Raw genomic sequence first — 26,832 nt, forward strand, 5'->3', positions numbered from 1 at the left:
TTTGAGGTACCATTTTGGATAGCGGCTTTTAGTGTGGGTTTTTGTGTAGGAACTTGAATTCTAACACTTTAAGCCGCTTCTTCCTTCCTCATGCTACCTTCTTCATGAGAAATCCGGGCTAGGAGTGCGAACTCAGCAAAACGAACATATTGAAGATCACATTTTTTAAAGATCACGAGGACACAACACCATGTCACAAAAACTCAGGGCCGCCATCATCGGCCCCGGCAACATCGGCACCGACCTGCTCATGAAAGCCATGCGCAGTGATTGGATCGAACCGGTCTGGATGGTGGGCATCGAAGAATCCGAAGGCATCAAACGGGCCCGGGACTTCGGCATGAAAGTCTCCACCAGTGGCGTGGACGGCATGCTTCCACACATGCAGGACGACAACATCCAGATCGCCTTCGACGCCACCTCCGCCTACGTACATGCAGAAAACTCCCGCAAGGTGAACGAACAGGGCGCCATCATGATCGACCTGACCCCGGCGGCCATCGGTCCCTACTGCATTCCCCCGGTTAACCTGCAAAACCTGCTCAGTGAAGGCCGCAAAAACAACGTCAACATGGTCACCTGCGGCGGCCAGGCCACCATCCCCATGGTGGCGGCGGTAAGCCGGGTGCAACCGGTCTCCTATGGCGAGATCGTGGCCACCGTGGCCTCTAAATCCGTGGGCCCCGGCACCCGCAAAAACATCGATGAATTCACCCGCACCACCGCCGGCGCCATTGAAAAAATCGGCGGCGCCAAACAGGGCAAAGCCATCATCATTGTGAATCCGGCAGAGCCCCCGCTGATCATGCGCGACACCGTGCACTGCCTTACCGAAAGCGAACCGGATCAGGACAAAATCCTCGCCTCCATCCACGCCATGGTGGCCGACGTGCAGCAATACGTGCCCGGCTATCAGCTTACCAATGATCCGGTATTCGACGGCAATCGCGTCACCATCTTCCTGCAGGTGGAAGGTCTGGGGGATTTTCTGCCGAAATATTCCGGCAACCTGGACATCATGACCGCCGCCGCCCTGCGCACCGCGGAAATGTACGCCGAAGCCCTGTCCAAAGGAGCACTGTAATGAATTTCAAAGGCAAGAAAATCACCCTCCACGACATGTGCCTGCGGGATGGCATGCACCCCAAACGTCACCAGATCAGCATTGACCAGATGATCGATATTGCCTGCGCCCTGGACGACGCCGGCGTACCCCTGATTGAAGTCACCCACGGCGACGGCCTGGGCGGTGCATCGGTAAACTATGGCTTCCCTGCCGCATCCGATGAGGCCTATCTGGACGCGGTGATTCCCAAACTGAAACAGGCCAAGGTGTCTGTCCTGCTGCTGCCCGGCATTGGCACGGTGGATCATTTGAAAATGGCGGCCGACATGGGCGTGGGCACCATCCGCGTGGCCACCCACTGCACCGAGGCGGATGTCTCCGAGCAACACATCGGCATGGCCCGCCAGATGGGCCTGGATACCGTAGGCTTTTTGATGATGGCGCACATGATCAGTGCCGAGGAACTGCTGCAGCAGGCCCTGCTGATGGAAAGCTACGGCGCCAACTGCATCTACTGCACCGACTCCGCCGGTTACATGCTGCCCCACGAAGTCAGCGAGCGCATCAGCCTGCTGCGCAGCACATTAAAAGCGGACACCGAGCTGGGTTTCCACGGCCATCACAACCTGGCATTGGGCGTGGCCAACTCCATGGCGGCGGTGGCAGCCGGTGCCAACCGCATCGACGGCTCCGCCGCAGGTCTCGGCGCCGGTGCCGGCAACACCCCCCTGGAAATCTTCGCCGCCGTGCTGGACCGCATGGAAGCCGACACCGGCGTGGATATTTTCAAATTGATGGCCGTGGCGGAGGAAAAGATCATCCCCATCATGGACCATCTGGTGCGGGTGGACCGGGATTCCCTGGTGCTGGGCTATGCCGGCGTGTATTCCTCGTTCCTGCTGTTTGCCAAGCGGGCCGGGGCCAAATACGGCGTGCCGTCACAGGATATTCTGCTGGAAATGGCCAAGCGCAAAGCCATCGGCGGGCAGGAGGACCTGATCGAAGATGTGGCCATGCAGCTGGCCAAAGCACAAGCGAAAGCCAGTTAAGCCTCTGAATTGCATCACGCTTTCCACCCACATCACGCGTTCAGGAAAAGCGTGGGAAAGTTTTGGGAGTTTAGAAGTAAGTAAGGTAGTATCGGCTGTATAACAAACGCTAGACTCCCAAAACCATAAGACTTGCCTGATTACCACGATTGTGAAGCAAGCCAATGAGAAGTGCCCATGTCCCTCAACATCGACAACGTTGCCCTGTCTGATCTGCTGTGCTCCCTGTATGGCTCGGCGGCTTCCTCCCAGGCCACCAACAAGGACTTTCTCACCCGCCTGAAAGGGATGCTGAATCTGCAGCACGCCACCCTGATTGTGCGCCCCCCCACCACCCATGATGCGGGGCTGATCTACACCAGCGGCGAAGACAGCGACGTTGCCCTGCTGGGCACCGAGGAAGGCAGCTACACCCAACTGTACGCCCAGGACCCGTTGATCAACCTGCCCCTGAAAGAGGTGGTGACCCTGGATGAGCACACGCCGCGGGCACAATTGTTAAAGAGCGAATATTACGAACTCTTCCTCGAACCCTTTGATATTTATTACATCGCCGGTATCGACTGGGCCTATGACAAAAATTCCCGCATCTCCATCCGTTTCACCCGGGAAAAAAAGCAGGGCAACTTCACTGAAGAGGAAAAGGAGTTCCTGCGTTTGCTGATCCCACACCTGGAACAGTCGGTGGCACTGGGCATTCAACTGCGGCAACTGGATTCCGAACGCCAGATCTATGCAGACTCCATTGCCCGCCGCTCCATCGGCATTTTCACCCTGGACAAGCAAGGGGCCATCCTGCAATCCAACACCAAGGCAGAGCAGTTCCTGAAAGCCGCCGACGGTTTTCATCAGGCCCAGAACAAGATCAAGCTCAACAACAGCTCCCTCAATGAAACCTTCAACAAGCAGGTGCACGATGCCATTGACCTGGTGCGGCGCAACGAACGGGCCCAGGTGTACGCGCTATCGGTACCGCGGGATAACGGCAAACAACCTTACCAGTTGCTGATCAAGCCCCTGCCGGTGGCCCCCCACGACGAATCCGATGTCACCCCCTATGTCACCGTGCTGATCCAGGATCCGGAGAAAAACCTGGAGATCTCGGTGCGCACCCTGATGGACCTGTACCAGCTCACCATGTCCGAGGCCACCATCGCCATTCTGCTGGCGGAGGGCCACACCACCGACGAAGTGGCGGCCGAACTGGACATCAAAAAGAACACGGTGCGCGCCCATTTGCGCTCCATGTTCGTGAAGATGGGCGTCACCCAGCAGTCCATGCTGGTGACCCTGGTGTTGACGAGTCTGGCCTCGGCACAATAACCTATCGGCCACGTATAACAATAAGGACAGCACCGTGGCACTGATTATTCTGGGCATTATTCTCTGGTCCGTGGTTCACCTGATTCCCGCTGTAACCCCCGGCATCAAAGCCCGCTGGCAAGGGGCCCTGGGCAAAAACGGCTATCGCGCCAGCTTCTCACTGCTGATTCTCGCGGCGCTGCTGATGATGGTCATGGGCTGGCGGCATTCCCTGCCAATCTACCTTTACACCCTGTCTGAGCAGATTCACCTGGCCACCATCGGCATCATGACCTTTGCGGTGGTGCTGTTTGTGGCGGCCAAGTTACCCTCCCGCCTGAAGCGGATCATCCGTCACCCGCAGCTCACCGGGGTGGCCCTGTGGGCATTGGCCCATTTGCTGGCCAACGGGGATTCCCGCTCAGTGGCCCTGTTCGGGGGTTTGCTGACCTGGTCGGTGATTGAAATCATTGTGATCAATCGGCGGGAGGGCCAATGGCAGAAACCGCCTGCCAAAGGCCTTTACATTGAAGTGCTGTTACTGGGCATCAGCGCGGCGGTATTTGTGGGCCTGATCATGGCCCACCCCTACCTGTCCGGCATCAAACTGGGCTAACTCACATGGGCGGGGTGATCGGCTCCCGGTTGAATGATGTCTTTCTCCTCGCCATCAAAATAGGCATCCAGCAGACGGATTTGCCGCTCCCGCAGACGTTCCGCAAACAAGGCCCGGGCGGTGCGGCCCCGCATGCGATGGTACAGGTGCTGAGCCAGGCGCAACGGCGCGCTGACCACCGGATACCAGGGCAGAGCCAGCAGGGGCATGCCCAACTGCTTGCGCTGCAATGGCCCCAGAATCAGCGCCGAATTGCTGATGTGCTTGTGATAATGGTATTTGCGCAACACCCTGGTCAGCCCCGGTTTGGATTCCAGGCCGGGCATACGCCGGGTCAGGGGTTCATCCCGCAGCGCCTCCCCCAGAAAGCGGATCTTCTCATCCGGTACATTGTGTGTCAGAAAGGTGTGGTACAGCTTACGCAGGCCATCGCGCTCGGTCAGTGCCAGCCACTGCTCGTCCACCCCCAGCAGCCAGCCGATGTAACGCCACATGTGCATCACCGCTTTTGACTGCCCCGGGGTGACCGGCACCCCGAACATGCGCACCCCCATCAGGGTCACCGGGCCGAATGCCAGATAGGTGGCCAGCATGTCCATCTGGTTGATGGGCAGTCCCCATTTTTCATGCTGCCACTGAGGCTTGGTGTTGAGGTTACGGCGCACCAGGGCATGCACCATGCGCACCCGGATGGTGGTGATAAAGCCCTCACCAAAGCGATCCAGTCCGCCGGGTTCGGTCACGTCGTTCAACCACTTGCCGGTCTCCCCCAGGCGCAGGGAGGTTTTCTTGCTCAACGCCCCGGTCATGGCCAGGGCCTGGTTGAGGGTATTGAAATAGGCATAGCCCCCCATCAACGCCATGTCCCGCAGCACATAAAAGGCCACATCGCCGGCGAAGTGACTGGCGCCAATCCCCTCCTCCATCAGATCCCGATCCAGCCAGTCCGGGTCCTGGTCGATGTGCTGGAAAAACGCCTTCAACTCAGCCGGGGCATCCGCAACGGACTCAATCCCCCTCATAAGAGCCTGGTCGAACTGCCGCTTGCGCTGGCCAGGATTACTCTCAAACATCCAGGCCACCACCTTATCCATGGCCTCATCCCCTTGCCAAAGCGCGTCGGTGACCTGCAGCCACTCCTGCTCACTGGGGGCCAGTGGGGCGCCAAACACCCACTGGGCAATGCGCTTGGGAATCCACTGCCGACTGGCTTTCTCCCAGGGCAACGCCCGGCTGGGAATGGTGGTGGTATCGGGGTGTTGGGGATTGGATTGCGGTGTGGGATCAGGGAAAGATACTGCTGTGTTTTCCATCATTCAGTTCGCCTGTTCGCTGTGGACTTGATCGGTGGACAAGATATAGACACTCACTTTAAAATGAGCAACTACTCATATTCAACTCGCATTTACCAGAACTCACCGAGCCATTTAAAATCAGCCACTTACAGTGAAACCCAGAGGTCGAACCGGCCATGAGAAAGGCCCCCAAGCAGAAACGCTCGCGGGAAATGGTGTCAAGACTGCTGGACGCCACCGCCGCCACCATCGCCCGCCGGGGTCTGGACGGCACCACCACCAACCACATCGCGGACCAGGCCGGGGTGAGCATCGGCTCGGTGTACCAGTACTTCCCCGACAAAGAGGCCCTGGTGGAATCCCTCCTTACCCGCATGGGCGAGCAGGCCGGCCGGCGCTTCCGCCAGCAGGCCAAAAAAGTGGACATCGACACCATGAATCTGCAGCAGGTGGCCTTAAGTGCCATCCAGTTCGGGATTTACTCCATCCGCCGGGACCCACTCACCTACGAAATGATCCGCAATTGGAGCCGGGTTCCCATCCACAAATTGTTGGACCCGTTGGAGCAGGCCTTCCTGGTGGCGGCGCAACCCTATTTCCTCAAGCATTACAGCAACTACCCTGTGCACAACCTGGAAACCAAATTGTATGTGGTGATCAACTCCACCATTTTCACCGCCATCCGCTACGTGATTCAGGACGATTCCATGATTGAGGAAAAAGAATTGGTGGCCACCCTCAGCGATATGATTGTGCGCACACTGGAACCCGTCGTGCACTGAGCCGATTCCCGACCCGCGCCCCCACCCGACCTGCTGTCATCAAGTTGACCCATAACTGCCCCATGCTGTTCACCGATTCTGCCAAGAAGGTAAGCAGCGTCCATGCTGGTAGCCACTCTCACACACATACCGCGCTTATTGCGTTACAGTTTTTTGCCGGTGGCCGATGGCGCCTACAGTCGGTTCTCCTGGCAGCGCTTGCTGGTGATGCTGCTGTTCTGGCCCCTGTTTGCCGGCTACCTGTTAATTACCGGGTTGTTCCTGTGGCTGGACCATTGCTTCTTTCCACAGTTCCGAAAAGTCGAGGTACGGGCGCCGGTGTTTGTGCTGGGCATTCCCCGCAGCGGCACCACTTTCCTGCATCGCCTGCTGGCGGGTGATCAGGAGCGCTTCACCACCATGACGCTATGGGAACTGATCTTCGCCCCTTCCATCACCCAACGCGCGTTGTGGCGCGGCCTGGGCACACTGGACCGGCTCATCGGCAAACCCGCGCAACGATTACTGGGTTGGATTGAAAACAAAATCTTTTCCGGACTGGACGGCGTGCACAGCACGCGGCTCCATGATCCCGAAGAAGACTATCTGGCGTTGATTCCGGTGCTGCAGTGTTTTCTGCTGGTGTTACCGTTCGGCGATCCACGCTTTCTGGACTTGAGCCGCTTTGATGATGCCGCCAGTGCGCAGCAGAAATCCCGCCTGTTACGCTTTTATCGGGGCTTGATTCAGCGCCACCTGTATGTGCACGGTGTCGACAAAATCTTCCTCTCCAAAAACCCCAGTTTCACCCCCATGCTCAACACCCTGGCAAGCGGTTTCAGCGATGCGCGTTTTATTGCCTGCGTACGCAACCCGAACCAGGCCGTGCCGTCGCAGGTCAGTTCCATTCTGGTGGGCGCGCGCTTGTTCAGCGGCCATGTAGACACCGGCTGGTGGCGCACCCATTTGATGGACATGCTGGCCTACTACTATCAGCACCTGATGCGGCATTTGCCGGCCCTGTTGCAAGCTCACTCGGTGGTGCGCATGGAACAGCTCGCCGCCGATCCCCAGCAACACATTGAACAACTCTACCGAGCCTTTGGCTTGACCCCATCGCATACCTATCAGCACTGGCTGCAGGCCGAAGCGGACAAGGCCCGTCACTATCGCAGCGGGCATCAGTATCAGGGGCACCGGCTCGGCATTTCCGCAGACGCGCTGTTCACCCAATTCAATTTTGTGTACCAGCAATTGGGCTATGAAGCAGCGGAATAATTTGAAACAAGTTGGTGATGGCGCCGTAACACAAATTCCATATTCAAGCGGGATACTGCCCAAGAATCGGACTAAGGCACGATGATGAACTCAGAACTTCGCATACTGTTTATTGTTGACGCCATTCAGGGCCGCAACGGCGTTGGCACCTACTTTCAGGATCTGGCCTGTCACCTGGAAAAACGGGTGGCGCAGGTGGAGCTGGTGGCACCCAGCCTGGAGACACCGCACCCCTGCCAGGGCATAGCCCTGCCCATGCCCGGAGATGCCACCCAAAAGGTGTTCCTGCCGCGCATGCGCAGACTCACCCAGCTGGCCATGGCCATGAAACCCCATGTGATTGTGGTGCCCGGCCCCGGCCTGTTTGCGGTGGCGGGTTTCTGGCTGGCGTCCAAACTCAGCATTCCGGTGTGCATGACCCATCAAACGGATTATTCCAAACTGGTGGACCTGTATTGGCAAGGCTTCACCGGGCGCTTCGCCCAAACCATGCTGGCCTGGACCAACCTGTTCATGTTCCGTGGCAGCACCAGCATTGCCACCATCAGCCAGCCCCAGGTGCAGCAATTGCGACGCCAGGGCATTCCCCATCCGCATCTGGTGGGCACCACCCTGGCGCCGGAATTCATCGAACCGGCCATCTCCGAGCCCAGGCAACACATTAAAAAGATTCTGTTCGTAGGGCGCCTGGCTGCGGAAAAAAACCTGCACCATTTTCTGGAGCTGGCCACACAAAGACCGGATCTGCAATTCAGCATCGTCGGTGACGGCCCCTTGCGCGCCATGGTGGAACAACAGGTCAAACGCAGCCACAACCTGGCGTTCCTGGGCTGGTGTCCCCGTCAGACGGTGCGCCAACAGGTGGATCAACACGATCTGTTGATCCTGCCTTCGTCGGTGGAAGCGTTCGGTACCGTGGCTCTGGAAGCCATGGCCCGCAAACGCCTGGTACTGACCACACCGGCCTGTGGCATCAACGACTGGAAAACCCTGGCCAAAGGCCTGGTGGTGATGGAAGCGGGGGAAACCCTGTTGCAGGCACTGCAGCGGATCGAAGCCCTGCCCACAGCCGAGCGGGCCTACATTTGCCAGCAAGGTTACCGCGGTGCCCGGCAGTTGAATGAAGACACCCTGGACCAATGGTTATCGGTGTTGCAGATTACCGCCAACAAAGCCCATCTGCTGCCACGACCGATTCCCTCCGCCACCTTTGCCGTGTTGCGGCGGCTGGCAGCGTATCAAACCTGACTTTCAATAGGGATACAGCGAGTGGAGATGAACAACGCCAGGTTGCAGGCCCTGATCAGTATCCACGATGTGATGCCGGAAACCCGGCCCCTGGTGAGCGACATGCTGTACCAGCTGTCCCGCCTGGAGCGTTTGCAACCCGACAAAATCACCCTATTGATCGTACCGGGCAAAGACTGGCAGCCGACGGACATCCACTGGCTGCAGGCTCTGGCGCAACAGGGCCATCCCCTGGCCGGACATGGCTGGAGCCACCGCGCGCCCACGCCCCGCTCCCTCTATCACTGGTGTCATCGTTTGTTGCTGTCGCGCACGGCGGCGGAGCATCTGTCCAGAAGCGAAACGGATCTGCGGCAACGGGTGCAGCACTGCTTTGCCTGGTTTCAACAACAGGATCTGCCCACCCCGGATCTTTATGTGCCGCCGGCCTGGGCCAACGGCAACCTGAACTGGCTGCAGTGGCCACAGCGTCCGTTCCGGTTGCTGGAAACACTGCCGGGGGTAATGGATCTTGAACAGGGACTGGAGCAGCGTCTGCCGCTCACCGGTTACGAAGCCGATACCACGTTGCGGGCCTGGTTTCTCAATGCTTACAATCAACACAACCTGTATCAAGCCCGCCATCAGCAGCGGCCCCTGCGCATAGGCCTGCACCCTTATGATCTGCGTTATCCCCTGGCACCCAAGGCCCTGCAGCACATTGCCCAAGTGACCGAATTCCTCTCCTACACCGACCTGTTCCCCCGCCCACTGCCCGCGCTTTGCCTCTGAATCATTGCAGGGGGTGCCGCCGCAGGGTATAACTCTTAGCCAGTTCATAGTGGTTACGCAGAGGTGTTCTATTGTGCAGGGTCAGGGTCTGATCGGCATTGTTGTGTTGTTATTGATCGCATTTATCTGCAGTGAAAACCGCAAAGCCATTCCCTGGAAAACCGTGGCCATGGCCTTGCTGCTGCAATGCTCCCTGGCCATTGTGTTCTTGTATCTGCCCTGGTTTCAGGCGTTACTGCGCGCCATCAATCGTGGCGCACTGGCCATTCAGCAGGCCGCCGAAGCCGGCTCCTCCATGGTGTTCGGCTACCTGGGTGGCGGCCCCCTGCCGTTTGCCGAATCCTATCCCGGTGCCAGTTTTGTGCTGGCCTTCAAAGCCCTGCCCATCGTCATTGTCATGAGTGCACTGAGTGCCCTGTTGTTCTATTGGAAAATTCTGCCCGCCGTCATCCGCGGCGCTGCCTGGTTGTTGCAGCGCAGTATGAATGTCAGTGGCGCGGTGGGGGTCAGTACCGCTGCCAACGTGTTTGTGGGCATGGTGGAAGCCCCCTTGTGTGTCCGCCCCTATATCCAGAACATGACCCGCTCAGAGCTGTTTATTCTGATGAGCGCCGGCATGGCCACCGTGGCGGGAACGGTCATGGTGCTGTACGCCACCCTGCTGGGCAACCTGATCGACAACGCCCTCGGCCATGTGCTGGTGGCGTCACTGGTGAGCGCGCCGGCGGCGATCCTGTTTGCGGTGATGATGATTCCACCTGCGTCCACCACCACAGCGAACCATTCCGCCCCGGTGACCATGCTTTCTCCGGCCCGCAGCAGCATGGACGCCATCACCTACGGCACCGAAGAAGGCCTCAAACTGTTCCTTAACATTCTGGCCCTGTTACTGGTGCTGGTTTCCCTGGTCACGCTGCTCAACAGCGCCCTGAGCCTGCTGCCGGAATTCGCCGGTGGCGCCATCACCTTGCAACGGCTGTTGGGCTGGCTGTTCGCCCCCCTGATGTGGACGCTGGGCCTGCCCTGGGAGGAAGCCATCCGCGGCGGACAACTGATGGGCATGAAAACCGTGTTGAATGAATTCCTGGCCTACCTGGAACTGTCGCAGATGGCCCCCGGCACCTTCTCTGAACGCAGTACCCTGATCCTGATTTACGCCCTGTGCGGCTTCGCCAACTTCGGCAGCCTGGGAATCATGGTGGGGGGATTGAGCGCCATGGCGCCGCAGCGCCGCGGGGACATTCTGCAACTGGGCGCCCGCTCCCTGGTCTCGGGCACCCTGGCCACCTGCCTGACGGGGGCGCTGGTGGGCTTGCTGGTGTAGACGCATTCTGGCCAGAGCTTGCTGCGTGAATTACACTGCAAACATAACAACAAATACAAAGCCAGGGAGCGCACATGAATATTCACTATCGATTGTACGACGTCTTTGCCGAAACCCCGTTTGCCGGCACTCAAATCGCGGTGGTCACCGCCGACGCCACCCTGGACGAACCCTTGAAGATGCAGATCGCCTCGGAGTTCGGCTATGCGGAAACGGTGTTTTACGATCCGACCCGGGGTGACAAGCCGTTTTCGGTCTACAACGAGCAGGGCAAAACCACCTTCGGTGCCCACACCACGCTGGCCGCCGCGCAGCGGGCCTTCGAGCTGGGGCTTGGCCAGCCGGCGCAGGGCTATGCTACCTATACCCTGCGGGATGGTGATCAGTCCGTCGACACCTACCAGGACAGTAACAGCGCAGATGACCGCCTGACACTGTACGCACGGCATTTCGACTTCACCACAGACCGCTTTGTGCCGGAGCTGTCCCGCATCGCCGAAGCCCTTAACATCGACGTCAAACACCTCGCTTATTCCCGCTACAAACCCAGACTGGTCAGCGTGGACAGCCCTGTATTGGTGGTGCCCGTCACCCGCCCGGAGCACATCCTGGGTGCCCGCCTGAACACCGGCCTGTGGTCGACCCTGCTGGCCGAAATCTACGCCCACGCCATGTTACTGGTGGCGCCCGGCTCCATGGACGGCGGCGCGGACTTTCATGGACGGCTGATCACCCCCAAACAGGAGGCAGCGGCCTGCCCGCCCATCGGCTCCGTGATTCCGGAATTTATCGCCTATCTGTGTTGCCAGGAGAACACTGCCAGCGGTACCCATATCGCCAGCATCGAACGCGGCGGCCACAACAGCCGCCGCAGCCTGATACAGGTGGAGTTTGACTTTCGGGGGGGCAACCAGGCGAAGTGCCGGGTCGGGGGCAAGGTCATTCTGATGGCGGAAGGCCGCTTCACCTGACGCCATCAGGATCACTACAACAGGTCCGTCAACAGGACACCAATACCGATGCGCTGATTCTTGTGGTTGTAATCAATCATGCTTTCGCCATAGCCATCAAAATACTGCGCGTAACCCCGCAACCGCCCCCATAGAGGAAAGCTGACGCCCACTTCCACCGCCCCGTTACCTTCCGCAAAGTTGCGACGGAACAGACCGGAAAATTCCACCTTGTCCCAGCGGTAGGCTCCGGTGAGTTCGAAGTGCCCCATGTAATCTTCGATGTCCGGGTTATCATCCCCATCCGGCGGCAGAGGTGTATTCGGGTCGCCGTCGTCTTCCTTGTCGTCTTCCGGGAAGCGATACCAGGGCTGCAACATCAGGGCCCAGTTGTCGGCGTTGTAACCCAGGCTCACATAAGCCCGGTTCCAGCTTCGGCTCAGCAACTGGGAACGGCCGTTGGATTCATGTTCCAATCCCACCCGTCCGACCCAGGTACCCACCGAGTCAATGGGCAACGGCGCCTGATAGAAAATTTCCGGCCGGTAGTTGGTTTCCCGGAACGGCGCGGAAATATCGCCACTGTACACCTGCCAGAAGGATTTGAGGGTGAAGCCAAAATAAATACCATCGTTGGCAGTGAACAGATCGGTATAGCTGAGTGGCACCTTGATGCTGATCTGCAGCTTGGCCTCTTCGTTCTCCACCAGCTCGTCCCCTACCAGCTCATAGGGTTCCTGGTTGGGATCCTTCAGATAGGTGTAGGGCAGAATATAGTTTTGCCGCAACGGTGAAATGATATAGGGATTGGTTTCCGTACGGCGATCGGTGGAATAACGTTGCGGCAGGTGATGACCACTGGCCTGGTCCGCTTTGCATTGTTCGACGATGCTGGCGGCCGATACCGACGGGTCGGCATTGACCCCCCGAATGCCCAGGCACTCCCGATAGTAGCCGTCTACGCTGGTACTGGCACTCTCCAGTTGCTGTTCACAGTGCGTACGGATATCACCGATCGAACGGGATTCCGCATTATTCTGAATCGCATCCGCAACGCAGTCTTCAAGATCCAGCGCATAAGCGGTGCGAAAACCACCCATACCCCACGCCGCAAGCACGAGCGTCAGGGCCGGGATAAGGTTTTTTTGTTTGACAGGTAAGCGCGATGTCATGGTTTATACACAGTCCTCAAAGCAGGCGTTTCGCCAGCATGTTCACTTCCGCCGCCCAGCCGTCCAGCAGCTTTTTCACTTTGTCCACGTCCAACTGCTCTTTATTGTCGCGCAGGCTTTCCGCAACCCCCTGCCGCACACCCTTGGCCACCAGTTCGCCGGTGACGGAGTCCGTCATCATGCCTTCCACGTACACCACGGCCACGGTGTCCCGGGCGCCCAACGCCGTGGAAGCCCCGGCATAGATCAACGCAATGGGCACCACCTCATAGGATTGCAGCCCCTGGATCGGGGTTTCCACACCGGTGATGGCGATCTGAACATGCAGGGTATCCGGGCCCGACTTGTCGGTAATCTCAAACTCCCGCCCCAGCTCCCGTTTCAGGCTCGCGGTCATATAGTCAGAGATTTCATGCAACGTCTCCAGCTTCACCTGATCGCTGGTGCGGGGTGCCGGAAAAAACGACACCGGTTCCACGATCATTTTTTTATACTGCCCCGTCTTCAGCGTAGGGGTGATCCAGCGCATTACATCAGAGCCGTCAGACGCCTCCACTTTCTGCATATCGCTGTAATTACCGAGAAAGCCGGAGTACTGCTTCTCCAACGGCTTGATGGAGGTACAGCCCTGCACTAACAGGACGATGAACAATGAAGCCAATAAACGGTAAACCATCATGGTCGTATCCTCATACCCGTGGCGCATGCTGCCACTATAGATTGAACGTCATGCCCAGCATCAGGCCATTGAATTTCGCGTCGTACTCAAACGCATCTTCCTCGTAATTTTGCACCAACAGGCGATAGCCCAGACTGGCGGACATTGTCTCGCTGAAATGCCAGGTGCCAACACCCAACAGCTGATAGCTCATGTCGGAGTATTCACCGGTACCGGCATCCACCAGGCCATCAACACTGAACTTTTTACCCAGCGGCATGGAGAAGTGACCACCCAGTACAAAGTCCGTCCATTCCAGCTCACCCCGAAAGGTGGTGTCGCCACCCGGGAACGCATCAACAGAGGTGCTGATATCGATGTCCATGTTGACCCGCAACCGGGTGTAACGGGCGCCACCGTAAATATCGACCTTGACGCGATCGTCCAGCACCAGATAACCCACCATAGGCTGATAGATCCACTGACGGTTGGTCAGCTCAATGGCGCCTTTTGCCGACTCGCGACCGAAGGGCCCCTCCACCGACTTGGACTGACCATCACTGAGCTTAAAATAGGAGCCATCAAAGCCGAATATCCACTTACCCTTACGGGCTGAGAACATGGCCATAAAGCCACTGTCCGCTTTGTCGAGGACGTCATCGGCGCTCAATTCCACTTCCGTTTCAATATCACCCACCGAAGTGGTGATGTCCATGTCCGCCGCATTGAAATAAGGGGAGATGGAAAACTGCCATTCTTCCGCCTGGCTGGTGGCCGGCAGGCTGACCAAACCGAAGGCGGTGACGCCCGCTGCCAGTGCAGTTGAAAGGGAATAGCGGTGATTTTTGTTATCGTTTGCGGACATCAGTCTGCTCCATTGTAAAAAAGGTTCCGTGAATAGCGTGGGAAGTGCAGGCAAGATCTGCACTTCCCGGCGGTGCATAACTACATATGTTTTTGAGCGTGAGTGCTTCAGGATTTCGGCGTGTACCAGATCGGCGAAGTGAAGGCACGTTCCTGCAGTGTCATGGTCACATTCGCTGCGGGTTTGACCTTGAACTTCTCTGCATCGTAGGCCGTCCAGCGGGGAGTGGGAATTTCCAGCACCCGGGCGTAATAGAACGCCTGCTGTTTGGGATCGAAGTCCGGGTCCTGCCAAACGGTGATCAGTTCAGGGTCACCAATGGTGTTGGTCCAGCTGGCGTTGGCCAGATCCACCGTGTTACCCACAGCGGGAATTTTGCCATCGGCGCCAGGCTTACGCTGGTCCGCATCACCCCACACTACGTCATAGACTTTTTCGTGCAGCTTGCCCTTTTTATCCATCCAGCCCTTAACGATCTGGACCCGATCCAGGTTGGCACCGATGGGGTCTTTCATGGCCGCCACCAGGAAGTTAGGCGCTTTACCCTCAGGCGCTGCCGTCAGTTCTCCTCCCATGGGAACGCCTTTGGCGTAGCCCACCCGGGCAGGCAGGCGATGATTGGCATCTTCTGCCACAAAATCAAAGCCGCCGAAGAAGCGCACGATCATGCGGGGTCCGGTGGTGCCGTAGGTTTCCTTACGTTCCATGGCGTCGAACAGCGCTTCGCGGGTGTTTTCTGTGGCCCACACCGCAGCGTAACCGGCGGCGGACACTTCCCAGTCCATAATGGTCAGACCGGTTTTGGGGTGATGCATAAAGGCTTTGGTGAGCCGCTCAGGGCTTGGCTCAGCGGGCGTCACCTTGCCGAAGAAGTTATCCTCCTCCGCTGTGGTCATCGCCGTGTGCGAATCCGTGCTGCCCACCAGACCGAATTTATATGGGTTGGCGCCCAGCTTCTCCTGCATCTTGAGGCCGTTTTTATAAGCTTCCCGCGCATACTCATATTGCAGCATGTCTTTGCTTTTTGCGGTGCTCAGGTCCAGGTTGCCCTTGTCCCAGATTTCAAAGTTGGCGAACTCATCATTGGGGGACAGAAACGGATGGGCTTCGCTGGTGCCTTTGGTTTGGGCGACTTCGTACAGAGGCTCCCAACGGGCACGATTCTCGGCGTAGCTTTTATCGATTTTTTTGTCGAAGGCTTCCACCACCGGGAACATGCGGCCATTGGACAGGTTGCCATTGTGGGAGATCGCCAGTACGTCGCCGCCGGTCTTTTCCTCGTAGGCTGCCATCCACTTCCACAGATCCACCGGGTTGTCACTGCCCAGGGGCTTAACGGTGGTGTAGGGTTCCATCTGAATCGCCATGTCACCGCCGTTGCGATAAATCACGTTACGGTGCAGGTTGTTGGCGGCGGTGTTGGAGGTCCACTCATAACCGATGAACGCGGTAAACACGCCGGGGTTGTTGGCTTCCTCAGCGGCCTTGATGGTTTGCTCCCAGGCACTGCGATAGGCTTTGGTGCCCGGCACCGGCATGATGGCTTTGGAGATAGTGCCTTTGCCGAAACTTTGAATGATGTCCAGGGCCGCTTCCATCCCCTTGCCGGAATGGATCATGTCGTACCATTTTTTACCCTGGGGATCAGCCATGATGTCCGGCGTTCCTGCCATCAAGGCGGGGAAGAAACCCATGCCGTCGGAGTGGTCCGCCACCACCAGAAAATCCAGGGGGCGGGAGAGTTTGACCGGCTTGCCCATGGACGAGGTGATTTGCTCACCACGCGCCAGCTTGTACGCATCCCGTGGCGTCAGGCGAGTGCCGGAGGCGCCGGCATCCATCGAGAATGAGGTATGCAGGTGGGTATCACCGAACAACGGTCGATTGGGGAAATTGCGATTGGCATAAGGTGAGTACGGGGGCTGTTCGCTGTATACGTCTTTCAGTCGCTCCGGAGAGGTCTCCCCCACATCCCCGGCCCAGGTTTGGGTGCTGAGCCCGGCAGCGAACACTGCCATGAGTAACTTCCATTGATTCGTTTTCCGTTGCATTGCGTGTCTCCAGTCCAGTGTTAAGCGGTGCTCAGATCAAGCAGGTGTTACAGATTGAGTGAACGTTCGAAAACCCAGAACATGGCCAGGCTTCCGATCAGGTAAGGCGGCAGTCCCACAGACCACCGGGGTAGATCCATTCGAATACGTCGCAGCAGGTAAAAGAGCAGCAATATGGTAGCCACAAAGGCCAACTGCCCGAACTCCACACCCAGGTTGAAACACAGCAACGCCAGGGGGATATGCAGCGGGGGCAACCCCACCTCCGCCAACGCGGCCGCAAAGCCCACGCCATGCAACAGGCCAAACACGAATGCCATCAGCCAGGGCGCCTGCTGGGTCAAACTGCTGTGGCCACGATCTTTACGCAGTGTTTCCAGTGCCACAAACACAATGCTGAGGGCGATGACCGCCTCCACCGGTGCCACTGGCACCTGTATCCAACCCATTACCGATGCGCCCAGAGTGATACTGTGGGCCAGGGTGAACGCGGTGATGGTCTTTACCAGCAACCCGACGCCACGGCACAGCATCAAAAGCCCCAGGACAAACAACAGGTGGTCCAGTCCTAACAGAATGTGTTCTATCCCCAGCCCAAAATAGTCCAGTGCAACGTTCCAGGAAGTAGGCTGCAGTGGAATCTGTGCACTGGGCGCGGAGGGCGTTAATCGTGTCACCCAATGACTGCCATCGGCGAATTGGATGCGCACCAGGGCGTCGGTCAGCGTATTATTCAGCCCGTCAATGCCGATGCGTTGACCGCGCAGATCCGGTGCGATCACCTGCCAGGTTTGGATGGCGGCATTGGGGCTCAATCGGGTGATCACGGGCGTCAGCGGCTGGGCATCAGCCGGCAGGGCTGGCTCGATGGCCAGCTGCATTTCGCCCCGCCCCGGCTTTTTCCACAGCACGTCAAACACACCACTGCCGGATTCCTTCAGCTCCAGATAAGCCGGCCGCACTTCATGGGCCAGCGCCGGGACGCCCCATGCCAGAAGCAAGAGCAGCCACAGACATCGACCTGGCATGGGCCAACCCAGGCTCATGGCGTCACCTGGGACAACTGCACCGGATTCAACCGTGCCTGCAAAGGCTCATCCAGTGCCACATTGTATTTCTGCTTCAACTCGGCAAGGTAACGCTGGGCGGCCCGGCCCTGCTCCTGCTCAAGCCAGGCGGCCAGAACCTGCGGCTGCACCGTCTCAAAGGGTGGCGTGGCAGCGGGCTCCTGTTGCGAGATCAATACCAGGTGGTAGCCATAACCGGAGCGCACCGGCCCTTGCCATTGTCCGGTGGACAGCCCCGCCAGCGCCTGAGAAAACCCCGCGCCGAATACATTGTCAATCACCTGCGGCTCACTGAGCTCGAAGTCTTCAACCAGGAGCGAGCGCTCCCCCAGCGGGGTTTGCGCTGACGTTTTCAACGTGGCCAGTGCCGCCTCGGCCGCCGCGCTGCTGTGAAACAGACGTTGACTGAAAGCTACCCGTGCCGGAGTCTGAAACTGTTGCGCATGCTCCTGATAATACGCCCGCAGTACATCATCACCGGGTTGCGCCAGGCTGATGGTATCCTCCAGCAGGAATTGCATCTTCTGCGCCAGGCGCCGCTGGATGATGATGTCGTCCTGATCCAACCCCAACGCCATCGCCTCCCTGGCCAACAGCACTTCCTGCAGGTAATCGTTCAACAGCGCCTGCTGTTCTTCCAAGGTGGGCACGCGGTTACGCTGGCGCTGCCACAGCGTGCTCAAACGATCAAACTCCTCCAGGCTGACGTTCACCTGCTGCGGGTTTGCCTCCGGGGTCTCATCACCGAGCCACAGTGATCCCGCAAACAATAATCCACCCGCGATCACAAAATGGGTGAGGGGCTCGGCGCACAGCCGCTTGAAAATGGGGGGCACCTGTTTGTCTCCTTACGTGTTTAGCGTGGGGGTTGCGTTCCCCGAATATCGTCCGCCGCCAGAAACGCCTGGTAGGCCGCAGACTGGCGCAGCAGGCTGCGGCCGGTGTCGATGAGCACATCCACCTCCACATCCGTCAGCTCCAGACTGGTGGGCAACGAATTCAAATATTCACTGAGTTTTTCGCGTTTCTCCGATGAGAACTTCACGTCCACCAGGTGAAACTGGGTGGGCAGGCCTGCCGTACTCGCCTGCCGGCGCAGGTCATCCATGGCCTCATGAATCAGCGTCTGGGTTTCTGCCGTAAAGCGACTGATCTGCACAGAGGTCACTGCATCCAACGTGGTGCCCAGGGATGGTTTCTGTGCCGACTGGTCAATGGTCCGTTCCGGATTCACCTCGGCATCCACAAAGATCACCAGCACATGGCTGGGTGCCCGTGCCTGGTTCAGCTCCTGCAACCCCATCACTTCCAAACGTTCCAGCATTGCCCGCAACCCCAGGTTGTCGGATATGCCGCCGTCCACCAGGTGGATGTATGGCCGCTTGTCTTTATCCAGGTAACTGCGCACGTTAGTCAGCAACTGCCGTTCACGCAGATTGTCAGGGGCGTCGCTTTCCAGGACGCTCCACCAGGGGCTCTTACTCACATCGCAATCGCCGCTGCGGTTCTCCAGCACCACACTGGGAAACAGCACCGGCACCGCAGAAGAGGCGGTCACCGCACGGGCCACCTTGAGCTGGCTCAGGTCCGAACAGAGCAAGTCGAAGTATTCTTGAATGAAGGCGATGCGATTGCCCTGACTCAGGTCAGTGGCGTTGATGGAAATCAAAGGCGTCGGCCGCATGTCGGCAAAGGTTTTGCCCTTGAACACCTGGCGATCATAGTAATCGATGGCCATCTCGGTACGGTCGAAGCCGGAGAACATGGATTTGAACCAGTAGGCGGGGTTCAGCAACTTGCGGATCAGGGTGCCCTGTATGCTCTGGCGCAGAAAGTCTTTCTCATAGGTCTCAAAGATCTCATCGCCGAACAAGCCATAGTAGGCCGCGGTGAAACTGCCGCCGGAGACAGAACTGATGTGGTCCACTTCATCCAGCAGGCGACGACGGTTGCCTTCCGCTCCGATCCGGGTGGCAGCCAGCTCCTGTAGCACGCCATAGGAAAGCGCTGCCGCCCGGGTGCCACCCCCGGAAAACGACATATACACTGAAATATCGCCCATGTGTCCAATGTGCGAGATACCCCGGTATCCCGTGCTGGTGTCGATGCTGTCGAGGGCGGCATTTTGTGGTGCATAGATGGAGGCGCACCCATTCATGAACACAACGGACAGCACAACCGGCCACAAGCTGCGACCGGCGTTAAAGCACCTTGAGAACATAGGTCCCCACCCAATTCGTAAAATGTATATGAGCGATGAAAGTCAACGGGCCCCGGCATCCCAACCTGAAGTCACCCATCTTTTGTATTTATCGGCGCAAATCTTATCACTATACTTTACTGCAAAACATCCAAAAACTGCACGAGTGTCTTCTGTGGATCTGAAAGAACTGGATTTCCGCGATGGTGTTATTCGCCACGAAACATGCAATGACCCGGTACAAATGGAGAAACTGGCGGAGCCCTGGATCGCCCAGTATGTGCACGTGGGCAAAGGTCCGTTCAAATCAGAGTTCACCCAGCTGTATGGCTGCCATATGCAAATGAACTGGGTCAATTACGGTTCCAGTACCCATGTCATGGGGCCGATTCCGGCGGGTTGCCTGTGCTTTGGTTTACCGGTAGCCATGCCACACCCGGTGCGTTTCAGCCTGCAGGCCTTTAAAGCGGATGAGTTACTGGTCATGAGCGCCGGGCAGGAAGTGGACATGATCGTGCGGGACCATTTTTCCATGCTGGTGGTGGCCTTCGAACTGAACTGGATCGAGCGCATGCTGCAGGCTCTGCTGGGGGAGCCCGTGTACCGCCGCCACCGCAATTATCGGTTGCAGTTGGGGGGCCAGCAATCCGGCCTCGATCTGGCAGGCGGCATTGTGCACCACATTATGCGCGTGATGAAAGAGCCCTCCCTGCTGCAAACAGCGGGCTTTTCCATGTCCCTGGAACGGTATGCGAGTGAGAACCTGCTGCTGTCGGTCTCTACCGAGCTGCGCCGGGAGAACCGCACCCACAAACGCCAGGTGGCGAAGGCCGCGCGGGAATTTATCTGCAATCATTACGACGAGTTATTTTCCATCGCCGACCTGTGTGAGGCTCTGGGTTGCACAGAGCGCACCCTGCATGCCGGATTTGTGGAATACTACAACACCACGCCCAAGCAATATCTAAAACGGATTCGATACATGGAGGCCCGGCGCCGACTGCTGCGCATTGAACCACACCAACGCATTTTTGATGTGGCGTTAGCCTGCGGCCTGCACCACGAAGGGCGCTTCGCCCGGGAGTACTACCGCTTGTTCGGGGAAATGCCGGCCCAGACCTGTGGCCGCCGTCAGCATGACCAGCAAACCGACTCAGCCGGCAGCAAAGGACTCAGCGACGCCTGATCAAACCGCCCCGCCGAGCCCTGCGGCATCAGAGTTTATCCACCGACATGGCAAGCGCCTTGGAAATGCGGATCACCACTTCGCGGCCCACATATTCCGGTTTGATTTCCACGTCGTCGCGCACTGGCACCATGCGTTTTTCGCCGTCAGGGAACATCAGAATCGCCGTGTGGCTCTTCTGATCCACAGCAGAAATGGTGGCCGTCACCTGCACTGAGCCGGCTGCCAGGCCTGCCGGCTTATCGCCTTCAGGGGCAGTGGCCACGACCGCGCCTGCATCCATGGCATCGGTTTCGGGGTCGCCCGGTTCCTTCACATACACCAGCAGCTCCTCCGCATAGGCCACCCGCACCATATCCCCTTTCTGCACCTGGTCGAGGTTGGCCACTTCAGGCCCTACGGTCAGAGTTTGACGGTTGCCGTCAGCGTCCACCAAGGTCACGCTGCGCTTCTTGTGATTGATGGCCTCCACTTCGGCAGTGAGGGTCATGATTCGAGAGCCGATCCCACCCGGCACACCCGGCTCCACCACAACGGATTCATCCACGTCCACCGTCAGAGGACCGGTATCTTCCGGCGGCTGTGACGCACAACCACCGGCGGCAAGCAGAATCAACAAACTGCTGCCTACGCCTGCCATATTGGATCGATTGATTTTCATACATTGCACTCCTGCTGTTTGGTTAAATTCCCTGCACAATGGTGCCGCGCCTACATGAACCAGGACACGTAAAAGTTCACACCATTAAACTGGTTGTGGTATTTCAATTTGTATTCCGGTGTATCTTCGGATGCATTCAGGCTATTGCCGACGAAGGCAATCCCCACGCCCACGTGATCCAGTACTGCGTACTCCAGCCCCAGCTGCACTTCAGTATAGGAGCCATCCCAATCATCGTAGGTTAGATAAAAACCTTCGGCACTGAGATACCAGTACAGATCGGGATTGACTCGGTAATTGACGCCAATGCCAACGGTGGGGAGTGGCAGGGTCTGGGCCACGTTTCCGCTGTCCTGGGATACCGGATTGCCATTGGAGTCGGTTTCCACGTCCAGATCCACCTGGAAACGGGAAATGTGAAATCCCCCACCCGCACTCAATTCCACCTTTTCATTGTGATAAAAGGACCAGTAGTAACCCAACTTCATCACATCGTAAATGAGCGAGCTTTCCATCTGGCTGCCCGCAGCAATGGTGATCTGTTCCCCATCCGGATTCACCCAGTCCACCGAGCTTTCCAGACGTTTGGAGGATTCGGTATCAATCCGGTACCAGGAAAAACCAATCTTGCCAGTGGGCGACAAACGATAGTAGCCATCCAGTTTCAATACCGTGGTTTCGATATCCAGGCCCAAGGTATCGGTTGGGCTCAGCGCCACGCCAGCCCCCAGATCACTGTCCACCAGGGAGATGGAGGAGTCGGCCCGGAATACATTGTAGCCCCCGAACGAGACATAGAACCGCTCACTCATCGCATAGTCACTGAGGCTGTTTTCAGCACTCGCCCACGGCGTTATCCACAACAGGCTTAACCCCAACAGGGCGATGGCTTTTGAATTCATGTCGGCCTCTCTTGCGTGATCAATCGAACGATTTGGTCATGTCCTACCAGCTGTATGGTTTCCCGCAGCAGGGTGAACAGGCTGATCAGCACGACCAACCACATCTGCACCACGGCGAAGTGTTGCCAGGAAACCCACTCCGAGGCCAATTCTACCGCAAATGTGTCCGTACCGGGCCGCAAAAAAACACTCGCCAGCTTTTCCAGCATATGGAACAGCAATGTGACCAGGTAGAACAGGCCGGTGCGCCAGATGATGTTATGCCAGATAATGCGGTCAAAATGACGGGCGATGGAAAGGCTGTCCACCACCAGAATCGCCTTGGCCACCAGCAATGCAGCCACAGTGGCCGTGGACGCCTTGGCCACGGTCAATCCATTGGCATCCATCACCATGGCCTCGGTGATGGCAATCATATGAAACGTCACCAGAAAAAACACCGCAGCCGGCAGCATTTTTTTGAATTCGTGGCCCAGCCATGTCAGCGCCTGCTTCATCCAGGGGTATACCAGATGGCGGATGTATAAGCCCGCTCCTGAATGGTCAAACGGGCGTTTTCCGGCGCCTTCACGCCAAAACGCTTCTGGTCATAGGCGGTCCAACGGGGGGTTGGAATTTCGATGACCCGGACATAGTAGAACGCCCGCAGCTTGGGATCGAAATCCGGGTCCTGCCAAACCTGGATCAGCTCCGGCGCACCGATGGTGTTGGTCCAGGTGGCGTTTTCCAGGTCCACCGTACTGCCCACCGGCGGCAGCTTGCCGTCACTGCCGGGTGTGCGCTGATCGCTCCAGGCCACGTCATAGACTTTTTCCTGCAACTCACCCTTGCCATCCAGCCAGCCTTTTACAATCTGAATGCGATCCAGGTTGGCGCCGATGGGGTCACGCAGGGCCGCCACCAGGAAAGACGGCGCGGTATCCTGCGGAGCGTTCTGCAGGTCTCCGCCCATGGGAACCCCTTTTACGTAACCCACGTCCGCAGGATTGCGGGTGTTGGCATCCGCCGCTACAAAATCCCAGCCACCAAAGAACCGCACCACCATACGCGGTCCGGTGGTTACGTAGGTTTCCTTGCGCTCCATGGCATCCCACAGTGCTGCCCGGGTATTCTCCTCGGCCCACACGGCGGTGTAACTGGCGGCGCCCACTTCCCAGTCATACACCACCACGCCGGTTTTCTTGTTATTCACGAACAGGCCTTTGATGCGTTCCGGGCTCGGCTCCTGGGGCGTGGTTTTACCAAAAAAGTTTTCCTCCTCCATCGCCGTCAGGCCGGTGTGAGCATCACTGCCCCCCGCCATACCGAACTTATAGGGGTTGGTGCCGTATTTTTCTTCCAGCTTCAGACCGTTCTTCAGGGCGCTGCGCACATATTCTCCGGCCAGCATGTCTTTGGTTTTGGGCACACTGCCATCCAGGTTGGTCTTGTCCCAGGTTTCAAAATCCGCAAACTCATCGTTGGGGGAAAGGTAAGGATGGGATTCACCATCGCCTTTGGTTTGGGCGGCTTCATACAGCCGCTCCCATTTTGCCCGCTGCTGCACATACTCTTTGTTGAGGCGCTTGCCGAAGGCTTTCTCCACCGGGAACATCATCCCGTTACTCAGATTGCCGTTGTGGGGAATGGCCAACACCCGGCCGCCGGTTTTGTCCTCATAGTTCTGCATCCATTTCCACAGGTCCACCGGATTATCGCTGCCCGCCGGTGGATACACGGTAAAGGGCTCCACCTGGCTGGCCTTGTCGCCGTTATCGCGAAAGATCACATTGCGGTGCAGGTTGTTGCCTTTCACCAGGGAGGTCCATTCGTAACCGATAAACGCAGTAAAGCGGCCGGGCTCGTTGTAGGCCTCAGCCGCTGCAATGGTTTCCTGCCAAGCGGCCTTGTAGGGTGCAGTACCTGGCGAGTACATCAATGCCTTGGGAAAAGTACCCTGGGAAAAACGCCCGATCAAATCCATGGCCGCCGCCGGCCCCTGCCCGTTCTGGATCATCTGGTACCATTTTTTGCCGACGGGGTCCGCCAGAATGTTCGGCTTTCCGGCATACAGATCCGGGAACATGCCCATGTTGTCGGAATGGTCCGATACCACCAGAAAATCCAGTGGCCGCGCCAGCTTTGCAGGCTGGCCGGAGGATGCCATCACCTGCTCACCACGGGCAAAACGATAGGCATCCCGGGGCGTGAGTTTTGCGCCAAAGGCACCGGCATCCATGGAAAACCCGGTATGCAGGTGGGTGTCGCCAAAATAGGGGCGGGTGGGAAAACTGCGATTGACGTACGGGGAGTACGACTTGCCGCCGTGGACTTTCTCGGCGGTTTTCTGATCCAGTGCTCCGGCGTCCATACCGCCATAGCTCACATTGGCCAGCAGACCGGTCAGGCCGATCAGTGTCAGGTGTCGAAAACGTTTCACGATAAAACTCCTTTTCAGGTTCAGTGGATTGCCCGTGCATTCAAATTTGCTTTGCGGGCCGCTGCGGCAGGAACGGGCGGTGATGCCTCGCCCCCAGCGGTTCCGCCACAAGCCCGTCATCCCCAAAAACTCAATGTTCGCTCAATGGTCCAGAATGCGGCCATGGAGCCAATGCCATACGCGGCCAAGTGCCTGGGCCACCGCTGCGTTGCCCCGCCCATCATCACTTTAACCAACCAGGCCAAAACCAATATGACAGCCACAAACAACAGCTGACCTGCCTCCACCCCCAGATTGAAGAACAACAGGGCCGCCGGCACATCCCCCGGCGGCAATCCGATTTCCCCCAGTGCCGCTGCAAAACCGAGGCCATGCAACAGCCCGAAGCTGAACGCCACCATCCAGGGCCAGCGGGCTGTGGAGCTGGGCACGCCTCGCTGGGAGCGCACTACCTCCGCCGCCACAAACAAGATACTCAGGGCAATGCAGGCTTCCACTGGCGGCACCGGGACCCGCACCAGCGCCAACGCCGCCAGGCTCAGGGTAATGCTGTGTGCAAGCGTAAACGCGGTGATGGTCCACACCAGTTTGCGGAGATCCGTGACCAGCATCACCAACACCAGCACAAACAGCAGGTGATCCAGGCCACCCAAAATGTGTTCCACCCCAAGCTGGAAATACGCGACGATCACCTCCCGTAATCCGCCCGCCACTCCCACGCTGTAATGAGGTGCATCCGGGGTCAGGCGGTGCACAGTACTCGCCCCATCCAGGTATTCCACCCGCACCAACACTTCGGCTGAGGATGCCACCAACCCCTCGATCTTCACCGCCAGACCCGCCAGGCCACCGTCTCGTGGCAGGGTCCAACGCTGCAAGTGGGCATCGCCGATAAAGCCGTCCATCACATCCGCCCGGGGTTCGGCTTGCCCGTCGAGCAGCACATTCAGCGCCAGCCTCTGATTGCCCCCCTGCGCCGGCACTTTCCACAACACCTCGATGACTGCGGGGCTGATTTCAGTCAGCTGAAGATAGGCGGGGCGCAGATCATCGCCCTGGACCCGGGTGACTGCAAACAACATAACCGTCAGCAGCAGAAACAGGCGCATGCTAAATCCTGCCTTCTGCGTGGGTTTCCACCACAATGCTGTAGCCCGACTTCAGGCGCTCAATCATGGCGGACTTTACTTCCTGGTTCTTGTGGTTACGCCATTCCCGCTCTACCGTCGGCCGGATCTCGGCCAGTCTTGGTAAGCGCGGCGCTTGCCTGGCCAGCAACTTCACCAGATGAACACCATATTCGGACTGAATCGGCGCGCTCCACTGGTCAATCGCCAATGACTCCAGCTGCGCGCTGAAGCCGTCGCCAAACCAACTGTCGATATCGTATGCCGGGCTCAGGGCGACGAAGCCGGGGAGCAAGGTGGCATCCCCTGTCACCGGCTGGTTTGCCCGTAATGCCTGTTCAGCGGCCTGGATGCGCGTTGCCAGCTGCGGCTCCTGCCCTTTGAAAAACACCTGTTCGAAGCTGAACTGGCTCCCGCTTTGAAATTTATCCGGATGCTGCTGCAGGTATGCGCTCAACTCGGCATCCGTGGCTTCATAAAAGCGGGCCGCTTCGGTGGTGAGAAATTCCATTTTCTGGCGCAGTCGGCGCCGGATCACCCGGTCATCTGCGTCCAGACCCAGGGCTAACGCCTGCCGGTAAAAAATTTCCTCCACGATGAAGTCGTCGATCAGCTGCTGCAATTCATCCGCACTGGGGGGGCGTTGCCAGGACTTTTCGAACTGCGCCGCAAGCTGGTCGATGCGACCCTGGTCCACACGAATTTCACCCGTCGGTGAGGCTGCATCCGGATTCACCCACCCATAGAGCCCGAAGAGCACAGCCCCTATCAGCAGAAAGTGCAGGATGGGTTCCCTGAAAATAGGATGCACAGAAAGCGGATGCACGTGGTTCTCCTGTCTTGCAATGAAACAGAGTCTTGAAC

25 protein-coding genes are annotated in these 26,832 nt (G+C 58.1%); 11 read left to right on the forward strand and 14 right to left on the reverse strand.

What is annotated here, in order from left to right; translation table 11 throughout:
* The first annotated feature begins 190 nt into the window (after positions 1 to 190).
* The 4 genes from D9N14_RS17585 (at position 191) to D9N14_RS17600 (ending at position 4,033) form a co-directional block, all read left to right on the forward strand.
* The gene (locus tag D9N14_RS17585; protein WP_290582141.1) at positions 191 to 1,084 is read left to right on the forward strand and encodes an acetaldehyde dehydrogenase (acetylating); all 894 of its coding nucleotides are present in this window, start codon (positions 191 to 193) and stop codon (positions 1,082 to 1,084) included.
* Complete coding sequence (dmpG, locus tag D9N14_RS17590) at positions 1,084 to 2,115, forward strand: 4-hydroxy-2-oxovalerate aldolase (protein ID WP_290582143.1); 1,032 nt, start codon at positions 1,084 to 1,086, stop codon at positions 2,113 to 2,115. The genes D9N14_RS17585 and dmpG overlap by 1 nt, the downstream gene beginning before the upstream one ends.
* A 177-nt stretch (positions 2,116 to 2,292) precedes the next feature.
* Positions 2,293 to 3,438, forward strand: coding sequence for a helix-turn-helix transcriptional regulator (locus D9N14_RS17595; protein ID WP_290582145.1), 1,146 nt, complete (start codon positions 2,293 to 2,295; stop codon positions 3,436 to 3,438).
* Between the two features lie 34 nt (positions 3,439 to 3,472).
* The gene (locus tag D9N14_RS17600; RefSeq protein ID WP_290582147.1) at positions 3,473 to 4,033 is read left to right on the forward strand and encodes an NnrU family protein; all 561 of its coding nucleotides are present in this window, start codon (positions 3,473 to 3,475) and stop codon (positions 4,031 to 4,033) included.
* On the opposite strand, the gene D9N14_RS17605 is transcribed toward D9N14_RS17600, so the two are convergent.
* The gene (locus D9N14_RS17605; RefSeq protein ID WP_290582149.1) at positions 4,030 to 5,349 is read right to left on the reverse strand and encodes an oxygenase MpaB family protein; all 1,320 of its coding nucleotides are present in this window, start codon (positions 5,347 to 5,349) and stop codon (positions 4,030 to 4,032) included. The genes D9N14_RS17600 and D9N14_RS17605 overlap by 4 nt on opposite strands.
* 155 nt (positions 5,350 to 5,504) lie before the next feature.
* Between D9N14_RS17605 and D9N14_RS17610 the strand changes: the two genes are divergently transcribed.
* The 6 genes from D9N14_RS17610 (at position 5,505) to D9N14_RS17635 (ending at position 11,681) form a co-directional block, all read left to right on the forward strand.
* Positions 5,505 to 6,110, forward strand: coding sequence for a TetR/AcrR family transcriptional regulator (locus D9N14_RS17610; RefSeq protein WP_290582151.1), 606 nt, complete (start codon positions 5,505 to 5,507; stop codon positions 6,108 to 6,110).
* A 102-nt stretch (positions 6,111 to 6,212) separates the two neighbouring features.
* Positions 6,213 to 7,367, forward strand: coding sequence for a sulfotransferase family protein (locus D9N14_RS17615; protein WP_290582153.1), 1,155 nt, complete (start codon positions 6,213 to 6,215; stop codon positions 7,365 to 7,367).
* Positions 7,368 to 7,451: 84 nt separating this feature from the next.
* Positions 7,452 to 8,615: a glycosyltransferase family 4 protein gene (locus D9N14_RS17620; protein ID WP_290582155.1), complete on the forward strand. Its 1,164-nt coding sequence runs from the start codon at positions 7,452 to 7,454 to the stop codon at positions 8,613 to 8,615.
* Positions 8,616 to 8,642: 27 nt separating this feature from the next.
* On the forward strand, positions 8,643 to 9,386 hold the full coding sequence (locus D9N14_RS17625) for a polysaccharide deacetylase family protein (protein ID WP_411267956.1): 744 nt from the start codon (positions 8,643 to 8,645) through the stop codon (positions 9,384 to 9,386).
* Between the two features lie 73 nt (positions 9,387 to 9,459).
* Positions 9,460 to 10,710, forward strand: a complete 1,251-nt coding sequence (locus D9N14_RS17630) for a NupC/NupG family nucleoside CNT transporter (protein ID WP_290582159.1) — start codon at positions 9,460 to 9,462, stop codon at positions 10,708 to 10,710.
* A 74-nt stretch (positions 10,711 to 10,784) separates the two neighbouring features.
* Positions 10,785 to 11,681: a PhzF family phenazine biosynthesis protein gene (locus tag D9N14_RS17635; protein WP_290582162.1), complete on the forward strand. Its 897-nt coding sequence runs from the start codon at positions 10,785 to 10,787 to the stop codon at positions 11,679 to 11,681.
* 14 nt (positions 11,682 to 11,695) lie between these two features.
* Here the strand turns inward: D9N14_RS17635 and D9N14_RS17640 are convergent, their stop codons facing one another.
* The 7 genes from D9N14_RS17640 to D9N14_RS17670 all read right to left on the reverse strand — a co-directional run bounded on the left by D9N14_RS17640 (position 11,696) and on the right by D9N14_RS17670 (position 19,694).
* A complete protein-coding gene (locus D9N14_RS17640) occupies positions 11,696 to 12,760 on the reverse strand; it encodes a phospholipase A (RefSeq protein WP_290582164.1) in 1,065 nt (354 codons plus the stop codon).
* An 88-nt stretch (positions 12,761 to 12,848) separates the two neighbouring features.
* Positions 12,849 to 13,511, reverse strand: a complete 663-nt coding sequence (locus D9N14_RS17645; protein WP_290582166.1) for a DUF3313 domain-containing protein — start codon at positions 13,509 to 13,511, stop codon at positions 12,849 to 12,851.
* Between the two features lie 34 nt (positions 13,512 to 13,545).
* On the reverse strand, positions 13,546 to 14,355 hold the full coding sequence (locus D9N14_RS17650; RefSeq protein WP_290582168.1) for a hypothetical protein: 810 nt from the start codon (positions 14,353 to 14,355) through the stop codon (positions 13,546 to 13,548).
* A gap of 107 nt (positions 14,356 to 14,462) precedes the next feature.
* Positions 14,463 to 16,373: a DUF3604 domain-containing protein gene (locus D9N14_RS17655; RefSeq protein ID WP_290582170.1), complete on the reverse strand. Its 1,911-nt coding sequence runs from the start codon at positions 16,371 to 16,373 to the stop codon at positions 14,463 to 14,465.
* Positions 16,374 to 16,453: 80 nt separating this feature from the next.
* On the reverse strand, positions 16,454 to 17,452 hold the full coding sequence (locus D9N14_RS17660; RefSeq protein ID WP_290582172.1) for a HupE/UreJ family protein: 999 nt from the start codon (positions 17,450 to 17,452) through the stop codon (positions 16,454 to 16,456).
* Positions 17,449 to 18,309, reverse strand: coding sequence for a peptidylprolyl isomerase (locus D9N14_RS17665; RefSeq protein WP_290582174.1), 861 nt, complete (start codon positions 18,307 to 18,309; stop codon positions 17,449 to 17,451). Before D9N14_RS17665 ends, D9N14_RS17660 begins: the two co-directional genes overlap by 4 nt.
* A gap of 20 nt (positions 18,310 to 18,329) precedes the next feature.
* On the reverse strand, positions 18,330 to 19,694 hold the full coding sequence (locus D9N14_RS17670; protein ID WP_290582176.1) for a patatin-like phospholipase family protein: 1,365 nt from the start codon (positions 19,692 to 19,694) through the stop codon (positions 18,330 to 18,332).
* A 154-nt stretch (positions 19,695 to 19,848) separates the two neighbouring features.
* Here D9N14_RS17670 and D9N14_RS17675 point away from each other — a divergent pair, with 154 nt between their 5' ends.
* Positions 19,849 to 20,859 (forward strand): AraC family transcriptional regulator, encoded by a 1,011-nt coding sequence (locus D9N14_RS17675; protein ID WP_290582178.1) that lies wholly within the window; start codon positions 19,849 to 19,851, stop codon positions 20,857 to 20,859.
* Between the two features lie 28 nt (positions 20,860 to 20,887).
* Here D9N14_RS17675 and D9N14_RS17680 read toward each other — a convergent pair whose 3' ends face one another.
* The 6 genes from D9N14_RS17680 to D9N14_RS17705 form a co-directional block, all read right to left on the reverse strand.
* The gene (locus tag D9N14_RS17680) at positions 20,888 to 21,520 is read right to left on the reverse strand and encodes a hypothetical protein (RefSeq protein ID WP_290582180.1); all 633 of its coding nucleotides are present in this window, start codon (positions 21,518 to 21,520) and stop codon (positions 20,888 to 20,890) included.
* 50 nt (positions 21,521 to 21,570) lie between these two features.
* Complete coding sequence (locus tag D9N14_RS17685; RefSeq protein ID WP_290582182.1) at positions 21,571 to 22,422, reverse strand: hypothetical protein; 852 nt, start codon at positions 22,420 to 22,422, stop codon at positions 21,571 to 21,573.
* Positions 22,419 to 22,919 (reverse strand): hypothetical protein, encoded by a 501-nt coding sequence (locus D9N14_RS17690; protein ID WP_290582184.1) that lies wholly within the window; start codon positions 22,917 to 22,919, stop codon positions 22,419 to 22,421. Before D9N14_RS17690 ends, D9N14_RS17685 begins: the two co-directional genes overlap by 4 nt.
* Positions 22,916 to 24,841: a DUF3604 domain-containing protein gene (locus D9N14_RS17695; RefSeq protein ID WP_290582186.1), complete on the reverse strand. Its 1,926-nt coding sequence runs from the start codon at positions 24,839 to 24,841 to the stop codon at positions 22,916 to 22,918. The genes D9N14_RS17690 and D9N14_RS17695 overlap by 4 nt, the downstream gene beginning before the upstream one ends.
* A 116-nt stretch (positions 24,842 to 24,957) precedes the next feature.
* Complete coding sequence (locus D9N14_RS17700) at positions 24,958 to 25,950, reverse strand: HupE/UreJ family protein (RefSeq protein WP_290582188.1); 993 nt, start codon at positions 25,948 to 25,950, stop codon at positions 24,958 to 24,960.
* Between the two features lies 1 nt (position 25,951).
* Complete coding sequence (locus tag D9N14_RS17705) at positions 25,952 to 26,794, reverse strand: peptidylprolyl isomerase (protein WP_290582190.1); 843 nt, start codon at positions 26,792 to 26,794, stop codon at positions 25,952 to 25,954.
* Between the last annotated feature and the right edge of the window lie 38 nt (positions 26,795 to 26,832).

It is taken from the genome of Ketobacter sp., from assembly GCF_003671495.1.
GTDB lineage: Bacteria > Pseudomonadota > Gammaproteobacteria > Pseudomonadales > Ketobacteraceae > Ketobacter.